The following is a 23,902-nucleotide window of genomic DNA, read 5'->3' as shown; positions in this document are numbered from 1 at the left end:
CGGCCGCCACGATGGCGACCGGTGCCGGGTACATCAGGCAGCGACGATGTTCACGATCTTGCCGGGAACGATGATGATCTTGCGCACCGTCAGGCCTTCCAGGAACTTGGCCGCGTTCGGCTCGGCCAGGGCCAGCGCTTCGATCTGTTCGCGCGCGGCATCGGCGGCGACCTCGATGGTGCCACGCAGCTTGCCGTTGACCTGCACGGCCAGGGTCAGCGCATCGCGCACCAGCGCACTGCTGTCGGCCTGCGGGAACGGCTGGTCTTCCAGCAGCGTTTCGCCATGGCCCAGCACCTGCCACAGGGCGTGGCTGGCATGCGGGGTAATCGGGTTGAGCAGCAGCACGATGGCCTGCAGTGCTTCCTGGCGCACGGCGCGCCCCTGTTCACTGCCGTCCTCGAACTTGGCCAGCGCGTTCATCAGCTCCATCACCGCGGCAATGGCGGTGTTGAAGCTGTGACGACGGCCGTAGTCGTCACCGACCTTGCCGATGGTCTCGTGGGTCTTGCGGCGCAGGGCCTTCTGGCTGGCATCCAGCGCGGCCGCGTCGAGCACCGGTGCGGCACCGTCGGCAGCGTGCTTCTGCACCTGTGCCCACAGGCGGCGCAGGAAGCGGGCCATGCCGTCCACGCCGGCTTCGTTCCACTCCAGCGACTGTTCCGGCGGTGCAGCGAACATCGAGAACAGGCGCACGGTGTCGGCGCCGTACTTGCCGACCATCGCCTGCGGATCCACGCCGTTGTTCTTCGACTTGGACATCTTCTCGGTACCGCCGACCACCACCGGCTGGCCGTCGGCGATCAGCGTGGCGCCGGTGATGCGGCCGCGCTCGTCGCGCTGCACTTCCACATCGGCCGGGTTGATCCAGTCCTTCGAGCCGTCCGGGTTCGGGCGGTAATAGGTCTCGGCGATCACCATGCCCTGGCACAGCAGGTTCCGCGCCGGTTCGTTGCTGTCCACCATCCGCGCGTCGCGCAGCAGCTTGTGGTAGAAGCGGAAATACATCAGGTGCAGGATCGCGTGCTCGATGCCACCGATGTACTGGTCGACTGGCAGCCAGTAGTTGCCGCGCTTGTCGACCGCATCGCGGGCGCCCGGCGAGGTGTAGCGGGCGTAGTACCAGCTCGACTCCATGAAGGTGTCGAAGGTGTCGGTCTCACGCTCGGCCGCACCGCCGCATTCCGGGCAGGTGGTCTTGCGCCATTCCGGATCGGTCTTGATCGGCGAACCGGTACCGGCGAACGCCACGTCTTCCGGCAGCACCACCGGCAGCTGGTCTTCCGGCACCGGCACCGCGCCACACTTGTCGCAGTAGATCACCGGAATCGGGCAACCCCAGTAGCGCTGGCGGCTCACGCCCCAGTCGCGCAGGCGGTAGTTCACCCGGCGCTGGCCCTGGGCCTTGCGCTCGAACCGTTCGGCCAGCGCCTCGAAGGCGCCCTGGAAGTCCAGGCCGTCGAACTCGTCGGAATTGACCAGTTCGGTCTCGCGGGTCTTGTCGCCGTACCAGTCCTGCCAGCGCGTCGCGTCGTAGGGGGCCTCGTCCTTGCGCAGCGACTTCAGCGCGATGACCTGGCGGATCGGCAGGTTGTACTTGTTGGCGAATTCATTGTCGCGCTGGTCGTGGCCCGGCACGGCCATCACCGCGCCGGTGCCATAGCCCATCAGCACGAAGTTGGCGACCCACACCGGCACCTGGGCACCGGTAACCGGATGCACGGCGCGCAGGCCGGTATCCATGCCGCGCTTTTCCTGGGTTTCCAGCTCGGCCTCGGACACGCCGCCCTGCTTCATTTCCGACAGCAGCGCAGCCAGTTCCGGGTTGTTCTTCGCCGCATGCAGGGCCAGCGGGTGTTCGCCGGCGATCGACACGAAGGTCACGCCCATCACGGTATCCGGGCGGGTGGTGAACACGCGCAGCGGATCCAGTGCGGCGCCATCGACGTCACGTACGTCGAACTGGATTTCCAGGCCTTCGGAGCGGCCGATCCAGTTGCGCTGCATGGTCTTGACCGAGTCCGGCCAGCCGTCCAGCTCATCCAGGCCGTCCAGCAGTTCCTGGGCGTAGTCGGTGATGCGCAGGAACCACTGCGGAATCTCGCGCTTTTCCACCAGCGCGCCGGAGCGCCAGCCTCGGCCATCGATGACCTGCTCGTTGGCCAGCACGGTCTGGTCTACCGGGTCCCAGTTCACCACCGCGTTGCGGCGGTAGGCCAGGCCCTTGCGCATCAGGCGGGTGAACATGCGCTGCTCGTGGACGTAATAGTCCGGGCGGCAGGTGGCGAACTCGCGCGACCAGTCGATGGCATAGCCCAGCGACTGCAGCTGGCTGCGCATATGGTCGATGTTCTTGTAGGTCCAGGCGGCCGGCGCGGTCTTGTTCTTGATTGCGGCATTTTCCGCCGGCAGGCCGAACGCGTCCCAGCCCATCGGCTGCAGGACGTTGTGGCCGGTCATGCGCTTGTAGCGGCTGATCACATCGCCGATCGTGTAATTGCGCACGTGGCCCATGTGCAGCGCACCGGACGGATACGGAAGCATCGACAGGCAGTAGTACTTCGGCTTGTCCGAGGCTTCATCGACCTCGAAGGCACGGGTAGCGTCCCAGTACTTCTGGGCGGCGGATTCAACCTGCTGCGGATCGTAAACGTTGGGTTCGACGCTGGTCATGTAACACGCGGTTGCGGCGGCAAAGCGGTACAGCGTACCGCAGTGCGGCAAATGGCTCCAATCCTGCCTGCCGGGCCGGCGCGCGGCGAGGCGCTGGAACGCGTCTCAGCGCCTGCGCGACAGCGGCAGGGCCAAGGCCAGCCACAGCGCCCAGCAGGCAAAGGCCAGCCGCTGCGCCAGCGCCGCCGGCAGTACACCCGGCAGGCCGAACGCGAGCAGACCAGCGCCGATTCCGCAGCCCAGCGCCAGCAGGCCCAGCCTTCGGCCTCCCGGATGCCGCAGTCGCGCCGCCCCCAGCATCACGCTGCCGGCGACAAAAGCCAGCGCCCAGACCATCCACACGCTGGCGTGCAGCTTGCTGGCCGGGCCCTGCATGTCCATCTGGTCCTCGAAATCGAGCGGCAGCACACCCATCACGATGAAGGCAAGCGCGGCCAGCAGCAGCATCTGGCTGCCCACGCGTGCCGTCCAGGCGGCGTCCACCGGTAGTTGCCGGCGCAGGCGCTCGGCCACGACCACCGCCAGTGCACCCGGCAGCATCAGGCCCAGCAGGTTGAAGCCCAGCGCATGGGGAATGCCGTGCGCGCCCAGCCAGGTCACCGGATGCAGTGCCTGCGAATAGTCCGGCAACGCCGCACCGAAGCCGGCCACCGACAGCACGAACAGGGCTGCGGCGAGCACGCCCACCCATCGATCCAGCCGAACCACGGACATCGCAGCCACTCTCCACAAGAACATCAGCACATTGTCGCGGCAGCTGGCAGCTCCGCCAAGCTGTCCGGGATTTCATGAGGACGTGGTCCCAGGGTTGAGACCGACAAGGTTCGTCACCATAGAATCGGTCTCCAGATGCCGAACGATGCCCCATGACCGAGACGACCTACGTATTCGACGCCACCACCGCCACCTTCGAGGCGGATGTGCTGCAGAAGTCGCTGCAGACGCCGGTCCTGGTGGATTTCTGGGCGACCTGGTGCGAGCCGTGCAAGACCCTCGGCCCGATGCTCGAGAAGCTGGCCGGCGAATATAACGGCGCCTTCGAGCTGGCCAAGGTCGATGTGGACAAGGAACAGCAGATCGCCGCGGCCTTCCAGATCCGTTCGGTGCCCACCGTGTTCCTGGTCAAGGGTGGACAGCTGGTGGACGGCTTCCCCGGCGCCCTGCCGGAAGGCCAGCTACGTGAATTCCTGGCCCAGCACGGCGTGGTGCCTGCCGATGTCGGCGACAGCATTGCCGAGGACGAGGCCCCGCTGGACCCGCAGGCGCAGGTGGACGTGCTGCGCGCGCAGATCGCCGCCGAGCCGGACAAGGACGAGCTGAAGCTCGACCTGGCCCTGGCGCTGCTGCAGGTCGGCGGCGTGGACGAGGCCGGCACGCTGATCGATGCCCTGCCCGCCAACCTGGCCACCGACGACCGCGCCGTGCGTGGCCGCGCCCGGCTGTCCTTCGCTGCCGCACTGAAGGACGCCCCACCCGCGGAGGTGCTGGATGCGCGCATCGCCGCCGATGGCAAGGATCTGCAGGCGCGTCACCTGCGCGGTGTGCAGCTGCTGCTGCTGGCAGGCCAGGACGAAGCCGCGCTGGAACAGTTCCTGGAGATGCTGCGGATCGACCGCGGTTTCCAGGAAGGGCTGCCGCGCAAGGCCCTGATCGACGCCTTCAATGTCATCGCCGATGAAGACCTGGTGGGCCGCTCGCGGCGCCGGATGGCCTCCCTGCTGTTCTGAACGGCACCGGCATCGTTCAGAATCCCTGCACTGAACGCGGGCAATAATGCCCGCGATGGTGGCCCCAGGGCCGCCACGATCCGTTCGGGGGGATGAGGTCGGGGCCATGGGGTCTTGCAGCTGCGCCCCCGCTTTGCCGGGACAGCAATCCGTGACCGTTGGCCGCTCGTCGTCTTTCATCATGCGTTTCCTGCGCACACTGCTGTGTGCCCTCTGCCTGTTGCCGACGTTTGCCGGCGCGCAGGACTGGAACTATCGGGTCCGCCCCGGCGATACCCTGTGGGATCTGGGCGCGGCCTATCTCAAGCCCAGCGTGGGCTGGCAGCAGCTGCAGCAGCACAACCGCATCGACAACCCGTACCGGCTGCCGCCGGGCGAACTGCTGCGCTTCCCGATCGGCTGGCTGCGCGTTGAGCCCGCCCCGGCGCGGGTACTGGCCGTGCGTGGGCAGGTTGAACTGAGCGCAGCCGATGGCAGCAGCACCCGCGCCGTGCGCGCCGGCGAAGAGCTGCACATCGGCGATGCGATCCAGACCAAGGCCGATTCCAGCATCACCCTTGAATTCGCCGACGCCTCACGGTTGCTGCTGCGCGAATACTCACGCCTGCGCCTGGACCAGCTCAGCCGCTATGGCCGCACCGGCATGGTCGATACCCGCCTGCGCCTGCAGCAGGGGCGCGCCAGCAACCGGGTCACCCCGGCGCGCGGGCCGGCGTCGCGCTACATCATCGATGCACCCACGGCCACCAGCAGCGTGCGCGGCACCGTGTTCCGGGTCAGCGCCGGCGATGACGCCCATGCCGGTGCCACCGAAGTACTGGAGGGCAAGGTGCAGGTCGGCAACCCGCATGGCCAGCGTCTGGTCCACCCCGGCCAGGCCAGCCGCAGCGCGGGCAGCGGAACAGCACCCGAAGCGGTTTCCGGTCTGCTGCCAGCACCACGCCTGCGCGCCGATGCGATCCGCCTGGGCGCCTTGCCGGCCCAGCTCGCCTGGGAACCGGTAGCCGGTGCCGACCACTACCGGGTGGAAGTGGTGCAGGCCGCCACCCCGGAAATCCTGTTGTTTGCGGCCACCGCCACCGACACCGGGCTGGTGATCGGCGAGCTGCCGCCGGGAGCGCTGCGCCTGCTGCTGCGCGCAGTGGATGCACAGGGCGTGGAAGGTCTCGATGCCAGCGAGGATTTCCTCCTCGGCGACCAGCCGCCACCGCCGCTGACCATTTCCCCGGTACAGGGACAGACGGTCAACAGCGACCGGCCGCGCTTCCACTGGAGCCAGGCGCCCGGCGCCAGCAGCAGCGTGCTGCAGGTGGCCGACGAACCGCAGTTCCTGCAGCCGCTGCGCGAGCAGAGCACCGGCAGCACCGACCTGCGCCTGGGCGAGCCGTTGCCGCCCGGCCAGTACTACTGGCGGATCGCTTCGCGTGATGGTCAGGGCCACCAGGGTCGCTATGGCCAGGCGTTGGCGCTGCAGTTGAGCGATGAACCGGTGGACCCGGCACTGCAGCCGCCCGAAGCCACCGATGGCGAGCTGACCCTGCGCTGGCAGGCGGGAAGCGATGGCCAGCGCTACCGGGTGCAGGTCGATCGTCGCGGTGATTTCAGCGCGCCGCTGCTCGATACCACCGTTGACGAACCGCAGGTCAGCTTCAAGCGCCCGTGGCGCGGCACGCTGCACATCCGTGTGCAGTACATCGACGACGACGGCCACGCGGGCCCGTTCTCGCCTGCCCAGCAGGTCAAGCTGCCGTGCCGCCTGTGCTACGGCGCGGGCGGCGGTGTCCTGCTGCTGTGGCTGTTGCTGTGAGGCGCTCGCCGCTGCCGTGGTCGCGACGGATCCTGCTGGCCCTGCTGGCAGGTGTAGCAACTGCGGTGGTCAGCCACGGCCAATGGCTGTGGCGGCAGGACGAAACGGCATACGACATGATGGTCGGCAGCTGGGATTACCGTCCCGACCCCAGCGTGCTGATCGTCGCCATCGACGAGGGCAGCCTGCAGCGGCTGGGTCAGTGGCCGTGGCCGCGCTCGGTGCATGCCCGCCTGCTGGACCGCCTGACCGACGCCGGTGCCGAGCGCGTCGCGCTGGACCTCATGCTGTCCGAGCCCGACCGTCGCGATGCGCGCCAGGATGCCGAGCTGGCCGCGGCGATCCGTCGCAACGGTCGCGTGGTGTTGCCGGTGCTGGCCGCGCCAGCGGCCGGCGACCGCATGGCCGAGGAGATGCTGCCCATCCCGCTGATTGCTGCCAGCGCTGCCGCCATCGGCCACAGTGACGTTGAAGTCGACGGCGATGGTGTTGCCCGCGGGGTCTACCTGCATGCCGGCATCGGCCAGGCACACTGGCCGGCGCTCGGCCTGGCGTTGACCGGCCTGCCTCCGCAACGCGCACGGGGCCTGCCCGACCCCGACCCGGCGCTGGACTCGCCCTATCAATGGCGCCGCAATGATTACGTGCGCGTACGTTATGCCGGGCCACCGGAACGCTTGCCACAGGTGTCCTACGCCGATGTGCTGGAAGGGCGCGTGGATGCCTCGATGCTGCGTGGCAGGCGCATCGTGGTCGGCATGACGGCCAGTGGCATCGCCCTGCGGCTGTTGACACCCACCACCCGCGAATACTGGATGAGCGGCAGCGAGTATCAGGCCAACATCGCCTCGATGCTGCTGCAGGACAAGCAGATCGACGTGTTGCCCCGCGCCTGGCAGCACGCCTTGGCCGGGCTGCTGGTGGCGATGTGCGTACTGCTGCTCGGGCTGCGCCTGCCCTGGGTGGTTGCACTGTGCGCGCTGCCGGCCGCGCCGCTGCTGAGCTGGCTGCTGCTGCGCACCGGCAGCGTCTGGTGGGCGCCGGCCAGCGCCCTGCTCGGTATCGTGCTGGTACTGACCGTGTGGGCGATCTGGCGGATCGCCTCCTGGCACCGCCAGGCCAACCGCGATGCGCTGACCGGACTGGGCAACCGCCTGCGCTTTGAACAGTCACTGCAGCAGGAATGCGACGCGGCACGCCGCAGCGGCAAGCCACTGACCCTGGCGCTGATCGATGTCGACCACTTCAAGCATCACAATGATCGCCACGGCCACCAGGTCGGTGATCGCGTGTTGTGCGAAGTGGCCCGCCAGATCCAGGCGCATGCCCGGCGCCCCCGTGACATGGCCGCGCGCTACGGCGGCGACGAGTTCGCCCTGGTGCTGCCCGATACCCCGGTGGAAGGCGCACGGCAGGTGATCGAAGACCTGATCTCCTGCATCCGCGCCCTGCCGCCGCCCGGCGATGGCAGCGAGAGCGGTGTCACCCTGACCATCGGCGTCTACACCCGAGTGCCGGACGGCGACCTGCAACCGCATCATTTCGTAGAAGGCGCCGACAACGCGCTGTACCGGGCCAAGGACAATGGCCGCGATGGCTATGTGATCGACGGCGGCACGCCCGAGCCATAGCGCCGGGCAGATCCGATGCGGCCCCACGGGCTACAACATACGCATGCGAATGGTTAGACTGGGAGCCCCGCCTCTGCCCGGTTCCCGCATGAAAGCCAGCACGTTCCGCTTCGGCATCAACCTGTGGCCACCATTCCTGTTCACCGGCATCCATGCCACCCGGATCACCCCGGACTACCGGCAGATCGACGTGGAACTGCGCCTGCGCCCCTGGAACCGCAACTACGTCGGCACCCACTTCGGCGGCAGCCTGTTTGCGATGACCGATCCGTTCTGGATGCTGGGTTTGATGCACACGCTGGGTCGTGATTACTACGTCTGGGACCGCGCCGGTGCAATCGATTTCCTCAAGCCCGGTCGTGGAACGGTGCGCACGTCTTTCCGCATCGACGATGCACTGCTGGATGAACTGCGCACGGCGGCGGCCGGTGGCGAAAAAGTGCTGCGCTGGTTCAGCAACGATGTGGTCGACGAAGCTGGCGAGGTCGTCGCGCAGGTACGCAAGCAGGTCTATGTGCGCCTGAAGCCACACGCACGATAAAGCAGGCCGGCTGACGCGCGGCTATCCTCTGCAGCCCTGCCATGGAGGCTGCAATGCGCCTTTTCTTCTTTGCTGCGGCACTGACCGCCCTGCCCTTTGCCGCCACTGCACTGGATGTACCGCCGGTGCGCTATCCCGCCGTGCCCGCGCACGCCGCCACGGCCGAGGGCTTCGTACCTGCCGGCTGGACGCTGGAATACAGGATCGAAGGCGACCTCGAGCAGGACGGGCGCGCAGACCTTGCGCTGGTGCTGCGCCAGCAGGACCCGCGCAACATCATCGAGCACGATGGGTTTGGCCCTTCGCCGTATGACAGCAACCCGCGCATCCTCGCCATCGCCTTCGCGCGGCCGTCCGGTTACCTGCTGGCCGCGCAGAACCACACCCTCATTCCGCGGCCGGACTCGCCTGTGCTCAGCGATGTGCTCGCCGAAGGCACCGGCGTGTCGATCCAGCGCGGCGCACTGCGGGTGGGGCTGTACTCGTTCTCCAGCGCGGGCAGCTGGTCGACGAGCACCACCACCTTCACGTTCCGCTGGCAGGAAGGCGCCTTCGCGCTGATCGGCTACGACCGCGACTCGATGATGCGCAATTCCGGGCAGACCGAAGGCCTCAGCGTGAACTTCTCCACCGGCAAGGTGAAGCTGACCGAAGGCAGCATGCAGGACGACAAGGAACAGGTGCGCTGGCAGACCCTGGGTGACCGCAGACGCTGGACACTGGACAGCGTCGGCGATGGCTGGGCGTTCAATCCGCTCGGCGACGGCGGCTGAGCGCGGGTCAATCAACCCGCAACGGCATTGACAGATACGGGCCTTCGCCTTCGCGCGCACGTCCGCGCCGCAGCACCTGCAGGTAGCGGCCATCGGCAGATACCTCGGGCGTACGGGCGTCCGAACGCCATTGCGCCGGCAACCGCGCCAGCGCCTCGTCGGCGGGCCCGGGCTGCTGCCGCAGCCAGCGCTGCGCGCCGAGCAGGCGGATCATCGCCGCCGTATCCTGGCTGCGCGCCGCGTACGGCGCATAGGACGGCCCGGCGATGGCGCTCACTGTGCATCCCAGCGGATTGGCGATGCAGCGCACATCCCATCCGAGTGGTGGCGACACAGGAAGCGGGACGTCGGCCGCCAGCGCCGTGGCTGCAGCAGGCCGGCATGCCCAGCCGAAAGTGCCGGCGATCCGGGCCAGGGTGTGGTCGCGATCCAGCAGCAGACGGCTGCCTGCTGTCTGCGTGGACGCTTCCACCGCCACCTTGTTCATCGCAAATTCGCCCTGCATTGCCTGGCACAGGCTCTGTTCGTCGGCGTCCAACGGCTGCAGCGCCGCCTCGCAGGAAGCAGGCAGCACGTACTCCGGTGATTGCTCGACCAGCATCTCGCCCAGCAACGCGGCATGGGTCCGCACCACGGCGGCGCCCATCATGCTATCCACCAGCGTGCTGCCGGTCCGCATCATCCGCCGACCAAACCGCACCGCGCTGCAGCTGCCCTCGACGGCACCGGCAACATCGCCCTGCAGGTAGGCCAACGCCTGTGCACTTGCCCCATCCAGCAGCGGCGCGTAGGCCGGCAGAGGCAGGGGCTCGCTTCCGCTGGGCCTGAACGGGGAATCGAAGCGATCGTAGTCCGCCATCCGGGCCAGTCGCTCGTGCAGGCCGGCATGCCCGGCGTGGGCGTCAACGAAGCGCTGCGGATCAGCGCGTACCTGTGCCAGGCAGCCGACCGGCCCGACGGCACAGCGACCTGCCCGGCCCGGATTCAACGGTGCGTGCCTGGCGGCCAGCACCGACGCGTGCGACGCCTGCGTGGGTGTGGTCTGCCAGCGTTGCAGATCGTCGGCCAATGCCGCCTCACGCTGGGCCTGGTCCAGCCCATCGAAGGGCAGCGTCCACAGCAAAGCGAAGCCATTCCTGCCCGCGCTTCGATGGGCGGCTTCAAGCAGGCGGACGTCCTCCCGCTGCGCGGCCGACAACGGCCAGAACCTCGACAGCAGCCATGCCGCGATGGCGATCACCAGCAGACCCAGCATTGCCCAGCCCAACCACCGCAGCATCCTCAACACAGCATCCCTTCCCTGCCTGGCCAGCGCCGCCAACGGGCAGCGTAAACGAGCGGCCGCGACCGCTACAATGCGCGCATGTCGCTCGATGCCCCCGCCCTGGTTCCCCGCCCCTCCCTGCAGCGCCTGTTCCTGACCGGCCTGCTGACCCTGTTGCCGATCTGGCTGACCTGGGTGGTGGTCAAGTTCGTGTTCGTGCTGCTGTCGGGCATCTCCAGCCCGCTGGTGGTGCCGCTGTCCGAACAGATCGCGACCAGCTTCCCGCATTACCTCGGCTGGGTCCGCGCCGAATGGATCCAGAACACCATTGCCCTGCTGGCCACTCTGCTGGTGATCCTGGCGGTGGGCGTGGCCAGCCGCCGCGTGGTCGGCCAGCGCCTGCTGCGCTGGGTCGGCGCAGTCATCAAGCGCATTCCGCTGGCCAGCATCATCTATGACAGCGCCAAGAAGCTGCTGGACATGCTGCAGACCGAGCCAGGCAGCACCCAGCGCGTGGTGCTGATCGACTTCCCGCACCGTGACATGAAGTCGGTGGGCCTGGTCACCCGGGTCATCAAGGAACAGGGCACCGACCGCGAACTGGCGGCCGTCTATGTGCCGACCACGCCGAACCCGACCTCGGGCTATTTGGAGATCGTGCCCGTCGAGCTGCTCACCCCGACCGACTGGACGGTGGACCAGGCGATGAGCTTCATCATTTCCGGCGGTGCAGTGGCGCCCTCCAGCGTTCCGTTCACCCGCGCTGGCGATCGTTCCGAATGAGCGAGGCGTCGCACGCGCGCCCGCTGCAGGACCGCGCGGTCCTGCTGTTCATCGTGCTGGCCGCGTTCTTCTGTGGCAACGCCGTACTGGCCGAACTGATCGGGGTGAAGATCTTCGCCCTGGAAGACACCCTCGGCATCGACCCGCTGAACTGGAACCTGTTCGGTCAGACCGGCTCGTTGAGCTTCACCGCCGGCACCCTGCTGTGGCCGGTGGTGTTCATCATGACCGACACCATCAACGAATTCTTCGGCAAACGCGGGGTGCGTTTCATCTCGTGGCTGGCGGTGGTGCTGATCGCCTACGGTTTCCTGTTCGCCTTCGCTGCGATCTCGCTGGCGCCGGCCAGCTGGTGGGTGACCTCGATGGATGCCCACGGCGTGCCCGATTACCAGGCCGCGTTCGCGGCGGTGTTCGGACAGGGCATGTGGACCATCGCCGGTTCGCTGGTGGCGTTCCTGTTCGGCCAGTTGATCGACGTGGCGGTGTTCCATCGCATCCGCCAAGCCACCGGCGAGCGCCATGTATGGCTGCGTGCAACGGGTTCCACCGCGGTCTCGCAGCTGGTGGACAGCTTCGTGGTGATCTGGATCGCCTTCGTGCTCGGCCCGCAGCACTGGCCGACATCGCTGTTCCTGGCGGTCAGCAGTGTCAACTATGTCTACAAGATGGGCTTTGCGATCGCCCTGATTCCGTTGCTGTACCTGATGCGGCGTGCAATCACCCGCTATCTGGGCGAGCAGCGCGCCGCCGACCTGCGCGCTGCGGCCGCGGCTGACTGAAGCCCCAGCGGCGCGCAAGCTGACTGCGCCCTCACGCTGGCCGTACGCGCGCGGATCGTGCAAGCTCCACGGTCTGTGTTCCACGGAAGCTTCTTGATGCCGTATTCCCCCCGCGTCCTGGCCGCCGCCATCGCCGCGTTGTTCCTGTTCAGCGCCGTTCCACCGGCCGAAGCAGCGAAGAAGAAGGGCAGCCGCCCCGCCGCCGCGCAGACCCGCCAGGCGGCCAAGCCGAAGGCCCGCACCGGCACACGGGCCACCCCGCCGGCCCGCGGCAGTTCGGCGCGCCGCGCCGCGCCGCGTCCGGTCGCGCCTGCCCGCGCAGTGCCCAAGCAGGTGCAGCTGGAGCGCTTGTACGACGAATACTGGGATGCCTCCATGCGGTTGAACCCGCTGCAGGCCACCTTCCAGGGCGAACCGCGCTACAACGACCAATTGCCCAACATCCTGTCCGCCGCCTGGCGCCAGCAATCGCACGACTTCACCACCGAATGGCTGGGCAAGGTCGAGAAGATCGGCAGCGACGGCCTGCAGGGGCAGGACCTGCTCAGCTACGAGATCTTCGTGCGTGATGCCCGTGCCTCGCTGGCCGCCGAGCGTTATCCGAGCTGGATGATGCCGATCAGCCAGTACTACAACGTCGGCAGCATCATGGCCATCCTCGGCGCCGGTGCGGGCGCGCAGCCGTTCAACACGGCCAAGGACTACGACACCTGGTCGCGCCGCTCGCTGGGCATTCCCGATCTGTTCGACCAGGCCATCGCCAACATGCGCCAGGGCATGAAGGCCGGCGTCGTGCAGCCGCGCGACCTGATGGAAAAAGTACTGCCGCAGCTGGATGCGGTGATCAAGCCGACCGCCGAAGAGAGCATCTTCTGGTCGCCGATCCGGACCATGCCCGAGTCCATTTCCGCCGAAGACAAGGCGCGCATCAGCGCCGAGTACAAGCGCATGATCGAACTGCGCATCATGCCGGCCTACCGCGCCCTGCGTGGCTTCATCGCCACCGAATACCTGCCTGCCACGCGCAGCAGCAGCGGCCTTGGTGCCCTGCCCGATGGTCAGGCCTGGTACGCCAACCTGATCGTGCAGACCACCGCCAGCCAGCAGACCGCCGCGCAGCTGCATGCGCTGGGCGAGCAGCGTGTACAGGAGCTGCAGGCGCAGATCACCACGGTGATGCGCGACGGCAAGCTGCGCAGTTCGCAGGCCAAGCTGCTGCGCAGCATGCGCAACGACCGCCAGTTCCAGTACAGCGACGCCAACGCGCTGCTCAACCGCTACCGGCAGGTGCAGCAGCAGGTCGATGCACGCCTGCCGCAGGTGCTGGACACCCTGCCGAAGGCGCCGCTGCAGATCCATGCAGTGGAACCGGAGCGTGCCATGACCGCCGCCGCCGCCTCCTACCAGCCGTCGCCGCCGGGACAACCCGGCGTGCTGTTCGTCAACACTCGTGACCTGCCAAGCCGCAAGCGCTGGAACGTGCCGGTGCAGTACCTGCACGAAGCCATTCCCGGCCACCATGTGCAGTTGGGCCTGCAGCAGGAACTGACCAAGCTGCCGCGCTTCCGCCGCCTCGGCGGTGACCTCGCCTTCGTCGAAGGCTGGGGCCTGTACGCGGAAACCCTGGGCGACGAGCTCGGCGTGTACACCGATCCGTACGACCGCATCGGCTATCTGTATTCGCGCCTGTTGCGCGCCGCGCGCGTGGTCGCCGATACCGGCGTGCATGCGCAGGGTTGGAGCAAGCAGCAGGCCGTGACCTATCTGCAGAAGACCGTCGACATGAGCGCTGACGATGCCAATGCGGAAGTGGAACGGATCATGGCCCAGCCTGGCCAGGCGCTGTCCAACGTGGCGGGCCTGACCACGATCATCGCCCTGCGCGACAAGGCCAAGGCGCGCCAGGGCGCAGCGTTCGACCTGCGTCGCTTCCATGCCGAAGTGCTGAAGGACGGTTCGATGCCACTGGATGTGCTGGACCACAAGATCGAACGCTGGCTGGCCCAGCCAGCTGCTGCCACGCCTGCACCCGCGCCCTGACCGTCACGGAGCTGCCATGCGCCCTGCCGCCCTGCTGTGTGCCACCGTTCTCACCCTGCTGCCGTCGATCACGCTGGCGGCGGCACCGGTGGTGCCGCCTGATGCAGGCATCGATGGACTGATGCAGGCCTATGACGGCCAGGTGCCGGGCGCGGCCGTGCTGGTGCTGCACGACGGGCAACCGGTATTCCGCCGCGGCTACGGGTTGGCTGTGGTCGAAGATGGCAGCGCAGTGACGCCGGCCAGCAATTTCCGCCTGGCCTCGGTCAGCAAGCAGTTCACTGCCGCCGCCGTGCTGTTGCTGGTCGAGGACGGCCGCCTCGCGCTGGACCAGCCGGCGCAGCGCTGGCTGCCGGAACTGCCGCCCGCCGCTACCACCATCACCTTGAGGCAGTTGCTGTCGCACACCAGCGGCCTGCTGAACTACGAAGACCTGATGGACCCTGCCGACATCCGGCAGGTGCAGGACGCTGATGTGCTGGCCCTGCTCGCCCGCGAAGATCGGCTCGCCTTCGCGCCCGGTACGCAGTACCGCTACAGCAACAGCGGCTACGCATTGCTGGCGCTGATCGTCGCTCGTGCCGCCGGCACCGACTTTGCCAGCTTCCTGCAGCAGCGCATCTTCCGGCCATTGGGCATGGCGCATACCGTCGCCCACCAGGACGGTGTCGACGTGGTGGCGCAGCGTGCCTATGGCTACAGCGAGGTTGACGGCCGCTGGCAACGCACCGACCAGAGCACCACCAGCGCCGTGCTCGGCGACGGTGGCATCTACGCTTCGCTGGATGACCTGGCCCGCTGGGACGCCGCCCTGTACGACGATCGGCTGCTGTCAGCCGCATCTCGCAAGGCGATGTTCAACCCGTCCACCACCACCACCGAAGCGGACGTGCCGTACTACGGCTTCGGCTGGCGCTTGAACGGCCGCATGCAGTGGCACAGCGGCGAAAGCATCGGCTTCCGCAACGTGATCCTGCGCTACCCGGACAAACACCTGACCGTGATCGTGCTGAGCAACCGCAACGCCCCCGAACCCTATCCGCTGGCGCTGAAGATCGCCCAGCGCTGGCTGGACACCCTGCAATGACCCCTGAAACCACCGGCCTGCTGGGCATCCACCATGCCGCACTGATCTGCAGCGACTACGCGCGCTCGAAAGACTTCTACGTACGTGTGCTGGGCCTGCGAATATTGGCCGAGAACCACCGCGCCGCACGCGACTCGTGGAAGCTGGACCTGGCCCTGCCCGATGGCGGCCAACTGGAACTGTTCTCCTTCCCCTCGCCGCCCGCACGGCCCAGCCGCCCCGAAGCCCAGGGCCTGCGCCACCTCGCGTTCCGGGTAGCCGCCCTCGAGCCGTTCATCGAACGCCTGGCCAGCCACGGCGTAGCCTACGAACCGATCCGCGTGGACGAATACACCGGCCGCCGCTTCACCTTCTTCGCCGACCCAGACGACCTGCCGCTGGAGTTGTACGAGGTCGGTTGAGCGTTTTTCAATCGAGGAGATTCATCCACGCATGGCGTGGATCTACTCGCAATCGACAGAGATTCATCCACCGACAGATGTTCATCCATGCTGTGTGTCGACCAAGGTCGACACCTACCAACAGCAGGCCATGCCATTCCGACAGATTGCGGGAACCTGTCGAAGGCGAGGTGGGTCCGGTTGCGGGGGTCACTTCAGGGATGGGTTCACGGCGTCCCCCGCCACCGGAGCCACCCCGCCATCCCACGGAACGCCCGCTTTTGCCGTTGCTCCGGTCGTTGCCTCTGCGGGTGCCGGGCGCAGCCCGGCCGAGCCCCTCTTCCCCATACCCCGCCGAATGGGTATACAGTCGACCCGTACCGGCACCGTGCCGGAATGAACCCTGGGAGGGGACCATGCGCAAGACCTTCAAGACCCTGCTGCTGGCGCTGCCGCTGTGCCTGGCCGCGCTCTCCGCGCAGGCCGCCGACAGTGCCGCCGGCCGCTGGAAGACCATCGACGACAAGACCGGCAAGGTAAAGTCGATCGTCGAGATCAGCCAGGCCGCCAACGGCACGCTGTCCGGCAAGGTGGTCGAGATCCTGCACTCGGACAAGGGCCCGAACCCGGTCTGCGATGGTTGCGAGGGCGCCAACAAGAACAAGCCGGTGAAGGGCATGACCATTCTCTGGAACCTGAAGGCCGACGGCGCCAACAAGTGGTCCGGTGGCACCATCCTCGACCCGGCCAACGGCAAGACCTACCGGTCGAAGATGGAACTGCAGCCCGGCGGCACCAAGCTGGACGTGTCCGGCTGCATCGCCTTCATCTGCCGCGCGCAGACCTGGCAGCGCGAATAAGCGCCCCGGCCCCCGCCTTGTTCCCGTGACCCGGCCTCGGCCGGGTCACCTCATTGCGGGCATGCGATAATCCCCGGTTCCCCCTGGCTGCACCCCGTGACCATGACCCGTACCGCGCTCGTCACCACCGCCCTGCCCTACGCCAACGGCCCGCTGCACCTGGGCCACCTGGTCGGCTACATCCAGGCTGACATCTGGGTGCGTGCGCGTCGAATGAGCGGCGGCAAGGCCTGGTTCGTGTGCGCCGACGATACCCACGGCACGCCGATCATGCTGGCTGCGGAGAAGGCCGGGGTCACCCCGGAAGCCTTCATCGCCAACATCCAGGCCAGTCACGAACGCGATTTCGCCGCCTTTGGCGTCGCCTTCGACCACTACGACTCGACCAATTCGGCCGCCAACAAGGCGCTGACCGAGGCGTTCTACCTGAAGCTGGAAGCGGCCGGCCACATCAGCCGCCGTTCGGTGGCGCAGTTCTACGACCCGGCCAAGGGCATGTTCCTGCCCGACCGCTACGTCAAGGGCATCTGCCCGAACTGCGGCAGCGCCGACCAGTACGGCGACAACTGCGAAGTCTGCGGCGCCACCTATGCGCCGACCGACCTGAAGGAACCGCGCTCGGTGATCTCCGGTGCGACCCCGGAAATGCGCGATTCGGAGCACTTCTTCTTCGAGGTCGGCCACTTCGACGGCTTCCTGCGCGACTGGCTGGCCGGCGATGTCGCCCTGCCCGGCGTGAAGGCCAAGCTCGGTGAATGGCTCAATGCCGAAGGTGGCCTGCGTGCGTGGGACATCTCGCGCGATGCGCCGTATTTCGGTTTCGAGATTCCCGGCCAGCCGGGCAAGTACTTCTACGTCTGGCTGGACGCGCCGATCGGCTACCTGTCCAGCTTCCAGACGTTGTGCGGCAAGATCGGCGAGGATTTCGAAGCGCACCTGCGTGCCGGCACCAGCACCGAACTGCATCATTTCCTCGGCAAGGACATCGTCAATTTCCACGGCCTGTTCTGGCCGGCGGTGCTGCACGGCACCGGCCACCGCGCGCCGACCCGCCTGCACGTCAACGGCTACCTGACCGTCGATGGCGCGAAGATGAGCAAGTCACGCGGTACCTTCGTGATGGCACGTACCTTCCTGGATGCCGGTCTTGAACCGGAAGCGCTGCGTTACTACTTCGCCGCCAAGTCCGGTGGCGGCGTCGACGACCTCGACCTGAACCTGGGCGACTTCATCGCCCGCGTCAACGCCGATCTGGTCGGCAAGTTCGTCAACCTCGCCAGCCGCTGCGCCGGTTTCATCAGCAAGCGCTTCGATGGCCAGTTGGCCGCGCAGCTGCCCGACGCGGCGCAGTACCAGCGCTTCGTCGATGGTCTGGCGCCGATCCGCGAGGCGTATGAGCGCAATGACCCGGCCGCGGCGATCCGCCTGACCATGACCCTGGCCGACGAAGCCAACCGCTACATCGACGACGTCAAGCCGTGGGTGATCGCCAAGCAGGAAGGCGCCGACGCACAGCTGCAGGCGGTCTGCAGCCAGGGCCTGAACCTGTTCCGCGTGCTGGTCACCGCCTTGAAGCCGGTGCTGCCGGCCACCGCCGCGCAGGCCGAGGCCTTCCTGGCTGCACCGGTCAATGACTGGACCGAGCTGGCACAGCCGCTGCTGGGCCACCGCATCACCGAATACACCCCGCTGTTCACCCGTATCGACCCGAAGAAGATTGACGCCATGATCGACGCCTCCAAGGACACCCTGACCGCTACCGCTGCAGCCCCCGCAGCGAAGGTGGAAGCCGCAAAGCCTGCCGCACCGGTGGTGGCCAAGGACGAAGCAACCAGCGCTGACGCGCCGGCCTACATCGGCATCGACGACTTCGCCAAGCTCGACCTGCGTATCGGCAAGGTGCTGGTGTGCGAGTTCGTGGACGGCTCGGACAAGCTGCTGCGTTTCGAACTGGATGCGGGCGAACTCGGCAAGCGCCAGATCTTCTCCGGCATCCGTGCAAGCTACGGCGAGCCGGAAGCGCTGGTCGGCCGCAACGTGGTGTTCATCGCCAACCTGGCCCCGCGCAAGATGCGCTTCGGCCTGAGCGAAGGCATGATCCTGTCGGCCGGTTTCGATGGCGGCGCGCTGGCGCTGCTGGACGCCGACAGCGGCGCGCAGCCGGGCATGCCGGTGCGTTGATGCAACACGGGCGCGGCCCCGGCCGCGCCCGATCATGAGCACCGCGAAGGGAGGTACCGTGATGGGAGATGCTGCGTTGGAACTGGCGCTGTTCGACTTCGACCACACCGTTACCACCTGCGACACCTATGGCCGCTTCCTGCGCCGGGTCGCCACCGCCGAACAGCTGGCACAGGCGTGGTGGAAAGTCGGCCCGTGGCTGCTGGCGTACAAGCTGAAACTGATCTCCGCCGAGCGCATCCGCGCACGGGTGACCCGGTTGACCTTCAGCGAGCGCCATGCCGATGACGTCGAGACGCTGGCAGCGGGCTTTTCCCGCGAGTTCCTGCCCGATGTCGTGCGTCCGGAAATGCTGGAGCAGATCCGCTGGCACAAGGCGCAGCAGCACACCGTAGTGGTGGTATCCGGTTCACTGGATCTGTACCTGCGGCCGTGGTGCGAACAACTGGGCCTGCAGCTGATCTGCAATCGACTGGAAAGCGAAAGCGGACGCCTGACCGGCCGCTACGCCGGCGGCGATTGTGGCCCGCGCAAGGTCGAGCACATCCGTCGCCAGTTCGATCTGTCCCGCTACACACGCATCCATGCTTACGGTGACAGCGCCGAGGATCGGCCGATGCTGGCGCTGGCCCACGAGCGCTGGTACCGCGGCAAACCCCTGAAGTAACCACACGCGCAGCCTTCGCCACGCATGAGCCTGATTCCGCCCCTGACCGAACGCCTGGACCGCTTGCTGCCGCAGACTCAATGCGGGCAATGCGGCTACGACGGCTGCCGCCCGTATGCGCAGGCGATGGCCCGTGGCGAGGTGGGCGTGGATCGTTGTCCGCCGGGCGGTGATGCCGGGGCGCGGGCGTTGGCGCAGGTGCTGGGCGTGCCGGCGCTGCCGTTCGATCGCAGCCGTGGCGAGTACAAGGCGCCGCAGGTGGCGTTGATCGTGGAGGCTGACTGCATCGGCTGCACGAAGTGCATACAGGCGTGTCCGGTGGATGCGATCGTCGGCGGCGCCAAGTACATGCACACGGTGATCGCCGATCTGTGCACCGGCTGCGAGTTGTGTATTCCGCCGTGTCCGGTGGATTGCATCGAGCTGGTGTTGGTGTAGGTTTTTTTGCGACGCGGCGGCGTCGCGCTGCGCTGAGAGCAACAGCAACGGCAACGGCAAGAGCCGTCGGCTGGCTGGGTTTCATGGTCTGGGCTGGTGGGCGGGGGCAAGCGCGACTGCAACTGCAACTGCAACTGCAACGTCAATTGCAGAAGCAGGAGCGTGGGTTTGGTATTTGAAGCGTGGGTTTGGTATTTGAATGGTGTGGCCCGGCTTTTGGTGGGTGCGGACCTTGGTCCGCACTATCTGTCCGACGTCATGGACCTTCGTCGCAAACGACCTGCCCTGTGTGCACTGGCAACTATCGAATCACGATGCATGTCGCAGATTGCTCGATCATTCGCGACCCTTGCGCCACCTGCGCTTGAGGCTGTTCAACAGCATGCAAGAATGCTGAAAGCGTCTTGATGGTGCGAGCAATGCAACGCGTCTGATTGGCATTGCGCAGCAGCAGGTTTACAGATGGTGAGCCGCCGAAAAAGGGTGGCCGGGCTTCGAAAACCCGTTTTGTCGAACGTTGTTTACGCTTGCCAGCCGGCGTCACCTTGCGTGGCGCCGGCTGGCAATCCGTCTGCCGGCTATGGCGGACGGGGCGTGGGGGTCTTCGGGCCAGCCGGAGCGTTCGACACCGGTTTTCGAGCCACGTCTCCGTCCGCCACCTTTGAGTGGCGGCTACCGTCTGTCCTGCACGGAGCCTTGCCATGAACCCATCGGATTTCCCCCATCTGCACGCCTACCTCGGCCCGGCAGACGCCGACGAGGACACGGAACCGTCGCCAGCGCTTGATCCCACCACACTGATTGCAACCCTGCGGCGCATCGGCACCGGTGCCGCCGCTGACGGTCAGCCGTGGCCGGAGCGGCATCAACTTCCCAGCCGGTGCATGGCGCTGGCCGATGCCGATTGCGCGCTGGCCGGGCTGCGCGTGGTGCAGGAGGTCCTGCTGGCCGCCGAACGCGCCCGGCAGAACGGTGCGCCGGAGGAATACGTCGGCGACCGGGTCATGGAAGGGTTGATGCTGGCCTGCCTGGCCTTGTGCGCGCAGGCAAGCTCACGACTGCAGCCGCCGCTGTAACGGTCGTCGTAGCGCCGACTCCCCGGCGAGTGGGGTCAGATCCCTTTCCCATTGGAAAACGGATCTGCCCCCCGCCCGGTCATTACGGCACGGCCGCCGTCACGATGATCTCGACCTTCCATTCGGCGTGCGCGAGCTTGGCTTCGACGGTGGCGCGGGCCGGGGTCGCGCCCTCCACCACCCACTCGTCCCACGCCTTGTTCATGCCCTCGAAATCAGCCATGTCGGCCAGGAAGATCTCCGCACGCAGCACGTGCTGGCGGTCACTGGCGACCAGCGCCAGCAACTTGTCGATCTCGGCCAGCACCTGCCGGGTCTGGCCGGTGATGTCCTGGCTGGTGTCTTCCGGAATCTGGCCGGAAAGGTAGGCGACCTTGTTGTACACGGTCATCTCGGACATGCGCGGTCCGACGTCGTAACGCTCCATCATGGGCGTGGCTCCTGCGGGTGGTCTGGACTGCATTCTCACCCAGCCGGCGTTGGAAGTGTGTGCCTGGTGCGGCCACTGAATACCGCCAGCGGCGGCACAGCCGCACCGCTGGTCAAACCGCACTGGCAGGCGCACGATGCGCGACGCCCTGCGTTGACACCGCCCTCGCCCTTACTGCCGCACCCTTGCGCCGATGACCGCACCCACCGATTCCACTACCTCCCCTTCCACACCGACCTGGAAGCGGGTCGTCACCATCGTCGTTCCATTGTTGATCCTGGCGCTGGCCCTGCACGGGCTGGCCGGTGAATTCGATGAGCACGGCTATCGCGCGATCCGCCAGGCCTTCCGCCAGCTCAGCGGTGCGCAGATCGCGCTGACCGTGCTGCTCGGCCTGGCCAGCTACGCGTGCCTGATCGGCTTCGATGCGATCGGCCTGCGTCGCAGCGGCATCCGCGTGCACCCGGCACGGATCGGCATCACCGCCTTCCTGGCCCACACCCTGGGCCAGACCGTGGGCTTTGCCGCACTCACCGGTGGTGCCGTGCGCCTGCGTGGCTACCGCAGTGCCGGCCTGGACCTGGCGCAGATCGGCCAGGTGGTGCTGATGAGCACGCTGGGCTTCATCTTCGGCGCGTGGCTGCTGATCGGCGTGGCGCTGTGCATGGAGCCGGCCGCTGCCGCGCTGGCGCTGCCGCTGGACCCTGCGGCGGTGCGCGTGGTCGGCATCGTTGCACTGATCGCCTTTGCCGCGACCTTCGTCCTGGTTGGCCGCAACGGTCGCCAGTTCCGCATCTTCGGCCATGGCCTGTGGCTGCCCGACCGACGCACCATGCTGGGTGTCACCGTGCTCAGCGTGGTCGAGCTGGTATTGGCCAGTGCGGCGTTCTACGTGCTGCTGCCGGATTCCACGCCGACCGGCCTGCCTGGTTTCGTCGGTCTGTACCTGGTGGCCGTACTGGCCGGTCTGGTCTCCACCGTGCCGGCTGGTCTGGGCGTGTTCGAGTGGAGCCTGCTGAAGCTGCTGCCGCAGGTGGCGCCCGCTGCGGTGCTGGCAGCGGCATTGATCTACCGCGTCAGCTACTACGTGCTGCCGCTGCTGCTGGCCACCGTGCTGGCATTGGCACCCGCGCTGCGGCAACCGCTGCAGGCGAGCGCAGGCGCAACCCGCGCCGGCTGGTACGCCCTGCGGCCGTGGTTGCCACAGATCATCGCGCTGGCCGCCTTCAGTGTCGGCGCCGCGCTGGTCATCGACGGTACCCTGCCCACGCCACGGCGGCACCTGATCAATGCCTCGCTGCCGATCCTGGAAACCTCGCACCTGCTTGGCAGCCTCGGCGGCGTCGCCCTGCTGCTGATCGGCCAGGGCCTGGCCCGCCGCAGCCACGCGGCCTGGATGCTGGCGATGGCGATCTGCGTGATCGCGCCGCTGCCGATCTGGTTGCGCGGTGGCCAACCGCTGATCGCCTTGTCGGCACTACTGGTGGCGATGGCGCTGTGGGCGGCGCGGCGCGAATTCTATCGCCAGGGTGCCCTGCTGGACGAAGCCTGGTCGTGGCCCTGGCTGCGCAACCTCGGCCTGGTGCTGGTGGCGGTGACGTGGTTGCTGTTCTTCACTTACAGCCATGTCGAATACCAGAACGAGCTGTGGTGGCAGTTCGCGGTGTCCGGCAATGCACCGCGCGCGCTGCGTGCGCTGCTGCTGGTGGCGATGGCATTGGTGATGTTCGGGCTGGCGCGGTTGCTGCACAGCACGCGCAGCCCGCTGCCGCCTGCCGACGACGCAACCCTGCAGGCACTGGCACCGGTGCTCGCCGGCGCTACCGACACCCAGGCCTGCCTGGTGCTGACCGCCGACAAGGCGGTGCTGCGCGATGAGCAACACAAGGGCTTTGTGATGATGCAGCGCTACGGCGGCTCGCTGATCGCGATGGGCGATCCGGTCGGGCCACCGGAGGTGGCGCGCGCATTGATATGGCGCTTCCGCGAAGAAGCCGACCGGCTCGGACTGCGCCCGGTGTTCTACCAGGTGGGTGAGGCGTATTGGCAGACCTATCTCGATCTCGGCCTGGGCCTGGTCAAGCTGGGCGAAGAAGCCATGGTGCCGCTGCACGGCTTCGGCCTGGAAGGCCGCGAGCGTGCCGACCTGCGGCAGGCCTGGAACCGCGGCAAGCGCGGTGGGCTGTCGTTCCGCGTAGCACCCGCGGAAGAGATCCCTGCCCTGCTGCCACGCCTGCATGCCATTTCCAACGCCTGGCTGGAGGACAAGTCCGGCGATGAGAAGGGGTTCTCGCTGGGCAGCTACGACCCGGATTATCTGGTGCGTTTCCCGATCGCCCTGGTCGAAGCCGAAGGCCGGATCGTGGCCTTTGCCAACCTGTGGCAGGCACCAGCCGGCGCTGAGTTGTCAGTGGATCTGATGCGCCACGTCAGCGACGCACCGAAGGGCACGATGGATTTCCTGTTCATCGAGCTGTTCCTGTGGGGCCGCGCGCAGGGGTATGCACGGTTCTCGCTGGGCATGGCCCCGCTGTCCGGCCTGGCCCAGCATCGCCTGGCCGGTCGCTGGAACCGCCTCGCCGGCCTGCTCGCACGGCATGGCGAGCGCTTCTATGGCTTCAGCGGCCTGCGCAGGTTCAAGTCGAAGTTCGATCCGCAGTGGCGACCGCGCTACCTCGCCGCACCCGGCGGCATGCACCTGCCGGCCGCACTGCTGGATGCCACGCGCCTGATCTCGCTGGACCCGCGGCGGAATTGAGGTC

General features: G+C 67.3%; 20 protein-coding genes. 16 read left to right on the top strand and 4 right to left on the bottom strand.

The window, feature by feature from the left end:
* Nucleotides 1-33 precede the first annotated feature (33 nt).
* Together leuS and WKB25_RS18205 are read right to left on the bottom strand one after the other, a co-directional pair.
* Nucleotides 34-2,673 (bottom strand): leucine--tRNA ligase, encoded by a 2,640-nt coding sequence (gene leuS / locus WKB25_RS18210; protein WP_340572164.1) that lies wholly within the window; start codon nt 2,671-2,673, stop codon nt 34-36.
* Between the two features lie 105 nt (nt 2,674-2,778).
* Nucleotides 2,779-3,387: a DUF998 domain-containing protein gene (locus WKB25_RS18205; RefSeq protein WP_340572163.1), complete on the bottom strand. Its 609-nt coding sequence runs from the start codon at nt 3,385-3,387 to the stop codon at nt 2,779-2,781.
* A gap of 152 nt (nt 3,388-3,539) precedes the next feature.
* Here WKB25_RS18205 and trxA point away from each other — a divergent pair, with 152 nt between their 5' ends.
* The 5 genes from trxA to WKB25_RS18180 all read left to right on the top strand — a co-directional run bounded on the left by trxA (nt 3,540) and on the right by WKB25_RS18180 (nt 9,152).
* Entirely contained in the window at nt 3,540-4,400 is an 861-nt protein-coding gene (gene trxA / locus WKB25_RS18200; RefSeq protein ID WP_340572161.1) for a thioredoxin, read from the top strand.
* A gap of 106 nt (nt 4,401-4,506) precedes the next feature.
* On the top strand, nt 4,507-6,207 hold the full coding sequence (locus tag WKB25_RS18195; protein ID WP_340572160.1) for a FecR domain-containing protein: 1,701 nt from the start codon (nt 4,507-4,509) through the stop codon (nt 6,205-6,207).
* Nucleotides 6,204-7,838, top strand: coding sequence for a CHASE2 domain-containing protein (locus WKB25_RS18190; protein WP_340572159.1), 1,635 nt, complete (start codon nt 6,204-6,206; stop codon nt 7,836-7,838). The genes WKB25_RS18195 and WKB25_RS18190 overlap by 4 nt, the downstream gene beginning before the upstream one ends.
* Before the next feature lie 88 nt (nt 7,839-7,926).
* Nucleotides 7,927-8,379, top strand: a complete 453-nt coding sequence (locus WKB25_RS18185) for a DUF4442 domain-containing protein (protein WP_340572158.1) — start codon at nt 7,927-7,929, stop codon at nt 8,377-8,379.
* 53 nt (nt 8,380-8,432) lie between these two features.
* Nucleotides 8,433-9,152, top strand: a complete 720-nt coding sequence (locus WKB25_RS18180) for a hypothetical protein (RefSeq protein WP_340572157.1) — start codon at nt 8,433-8,435, stop codon at nt 9,150-9,152.
* Nucleotides 9,153-9,159: 7 nt separating this feature from the next.
* On the opposite strand, the gene WKB25_RS18175 is transcribed toward WKB25_RS18180, so the two are convergent.
* Nucleotides 9,160-10,431, bottom strand: a complete 1,272-nt coding sequence (locus WKB25_RS18175) for a hypothetical protein (protein ID WP_340572156.1) — start codon at nt 10,429-10,431, stop codon at nt 9,160-9,162.
* 84 nt (nt 10,432-10,515) lie between these two features.
* On the opposite strand from WKB25_RS18175, the gene WKB25_RS18170 reads away from it, so the two are divergent.
* From WKB25_RS18170 to WKB25_RS18125, 10 genes are all read left to right on the top strand, one after another.
* Nucleotides 10,516-11,199, top strand: a complete 684-nt coding sequence (locus WKB25_RS18170) for a DUF502 domain-containing protein (protein WP_340572154.1) — start codon at nt 10,516-10,518, stop codon at nt 11,197-11,199.
* Nucleotides 11,196-11,981 carry a queuosine precursor transporter gene (locus tag WKB25_RS18165; RefSeq protein WP_089236384.1) on the top strand — a complete coding sequence of 262 codons (786 nt, stop codon included), beginning with the start codon at nt 11,196-11,198 and terminating at the stop codon, nt 11,979-11,981. The genes WKB25_RS18170 and WKB25_RS18165 overlap by 4 nt, the downstream gene beginning before the upstream one ends.
* A 96-nt stretch (nt 11,982-12,077) precedes the next feature.
* Nucleotides 12,078-14,021 carry a DUF885 family protein gene (locus WKB25_RS18160; RefSeq protein ID WP_340572152.1) on the top strand — a complete coding sequence of 648 codons (1,944 nt, stop codon included), beginning with the start codon at nt 12,078-12,080 and terminating at the stop codon, nt 14,019-14,021.
* Nucleotides 14,022-14,037: 16 nt separating this feature from the next.
* Complete coding sequence (locus WKB25_RS18155; RefSeq protein WP_340572150.1) at nt 14,038-15,108, top strand: serine hydrolase domain-containing protein; 1,071 nt, start codon at nt 14,038-14,040, stop codon at nt 15,106-15,108.
* Nucleotides 15,105-15,509, top strand: a complete 405-nt coding sequence (locus WKB25_RS18150; protein ID WP_340572148.1) for a VOC family protein — start codon at nt 15,105-15,107, stop codon at nt 15,507-15,509. Before WKB25_RS18155 ends, WKB25_RS18150 begins: the two co-directional genes overlap by 4 nt.
* 395 nt (nt 15,510-15,904) lie before the next feature.
* A complete protein-coding gene (locus tag WKB25_RS18145) occupies nt 15,905-16,348 on the top strand; it encodes a DUF2147 domain-containing protein (RefSeq protein ID WP_340572147.1) in 444 nt (147 codons plus the stop codon).
* 102 nt (nt 16,349-16,450) lie between these two features.
* Nucleotides 16,451-18,529, top strand: coding sequence for a methionine--tRNA ligase (gene metG / locus WKB25_RS18140; RefSeq protein WP_340572145.1), 2,079 nt, complete (start codon nt 16,451-16,453; stop codon nt 18,527-18,529).
* 76 nt (nt 18,530-18,605) lie between these two features.
* Nucleotides 18,606-19,196, top strand: a complete 591-nt coding sequence (locus WKB25_RS18135) for an HAD family hydrolase (protein WP_340572192.1) — start codon at nt 18,606-18,608, stop codon at nt 19,194-19,196.
* A gap of 24 nt (nt 19,197-19,220) precedes the next feature.
* The gene (gene rnfB / locus WKB25_RS18130; RefSeq protein ID WP_340572143.1) at nt 19,221-19,634 is read left to right on the top strand and encodes an Rnf electron transport complex subunit RnfB; all 414 of its coding nucleotides are present in this window, start codon (nt 19,221-19,223) and stop codon (nt 19,632-19,634) included.
* A 701-nt stretch (nt 19,635-20,335) separates the two neighbouring features.
* Entirely contained in the window at nt 20,336-20,710 is a 375-nt protein-coding gene (locus WKB25_RS18125; RefSeq protein WP_340572141.1) for a hypothetical protein, read from the top strand.
* Nucleotides 20,711-20,792: 82 nt separating this feature from the next.
* On the opposite strand, the gene WKB25_RS18120 is transcribed toward WKB25_RS18125, so the two are convergent.
* Complete coding sequence (locus WKB25_RS18120) at nt 20,793-21,140, bottom strand: RidA family protein (protein WP_025879081.1); 348 nt, start codon at nt 21,138-21,140, stop codon at nt 20,793-20,795.
* Nucleotides 21,141-21,333: 193 nt separating this feature from the next.
* Between WKB25_RS18120 and mprF the strand changes: the two genes are divergently transcribed.
* Complete coding sequence (mprF, locus tag WKB25_RS18115; protein ID WP_340572139.1) at nt 21,334-23,898, top strand: bifunctional lysylphosphatidylglycerol flippase/synthetase MprF; 2,565 nt, start codon at nt 21,334-21,336, stop codon at nt 23,896-23,898.
* Nucleotides 23,899-23,902 lie beyond the last annotated feature (4 nt).

The sequence above is a fragment of the Stenotrophomonas sp. G106K1 genome, from assembly GCF_037969685.1.
Classification (GTDB): domain Bacteria; phylum Pseudomonadota; class Gammaproteobacteria; order Xanthomonadales; family Xanthomonadaceae; genus Stenotrophomonas; species Stenotrophomonas lactitubi.
The sequence above is the reverse complement of the archived record's forward strand: the minus strand, read 5'-3'. Positions and strand labels throughout refer to the sequence as shown.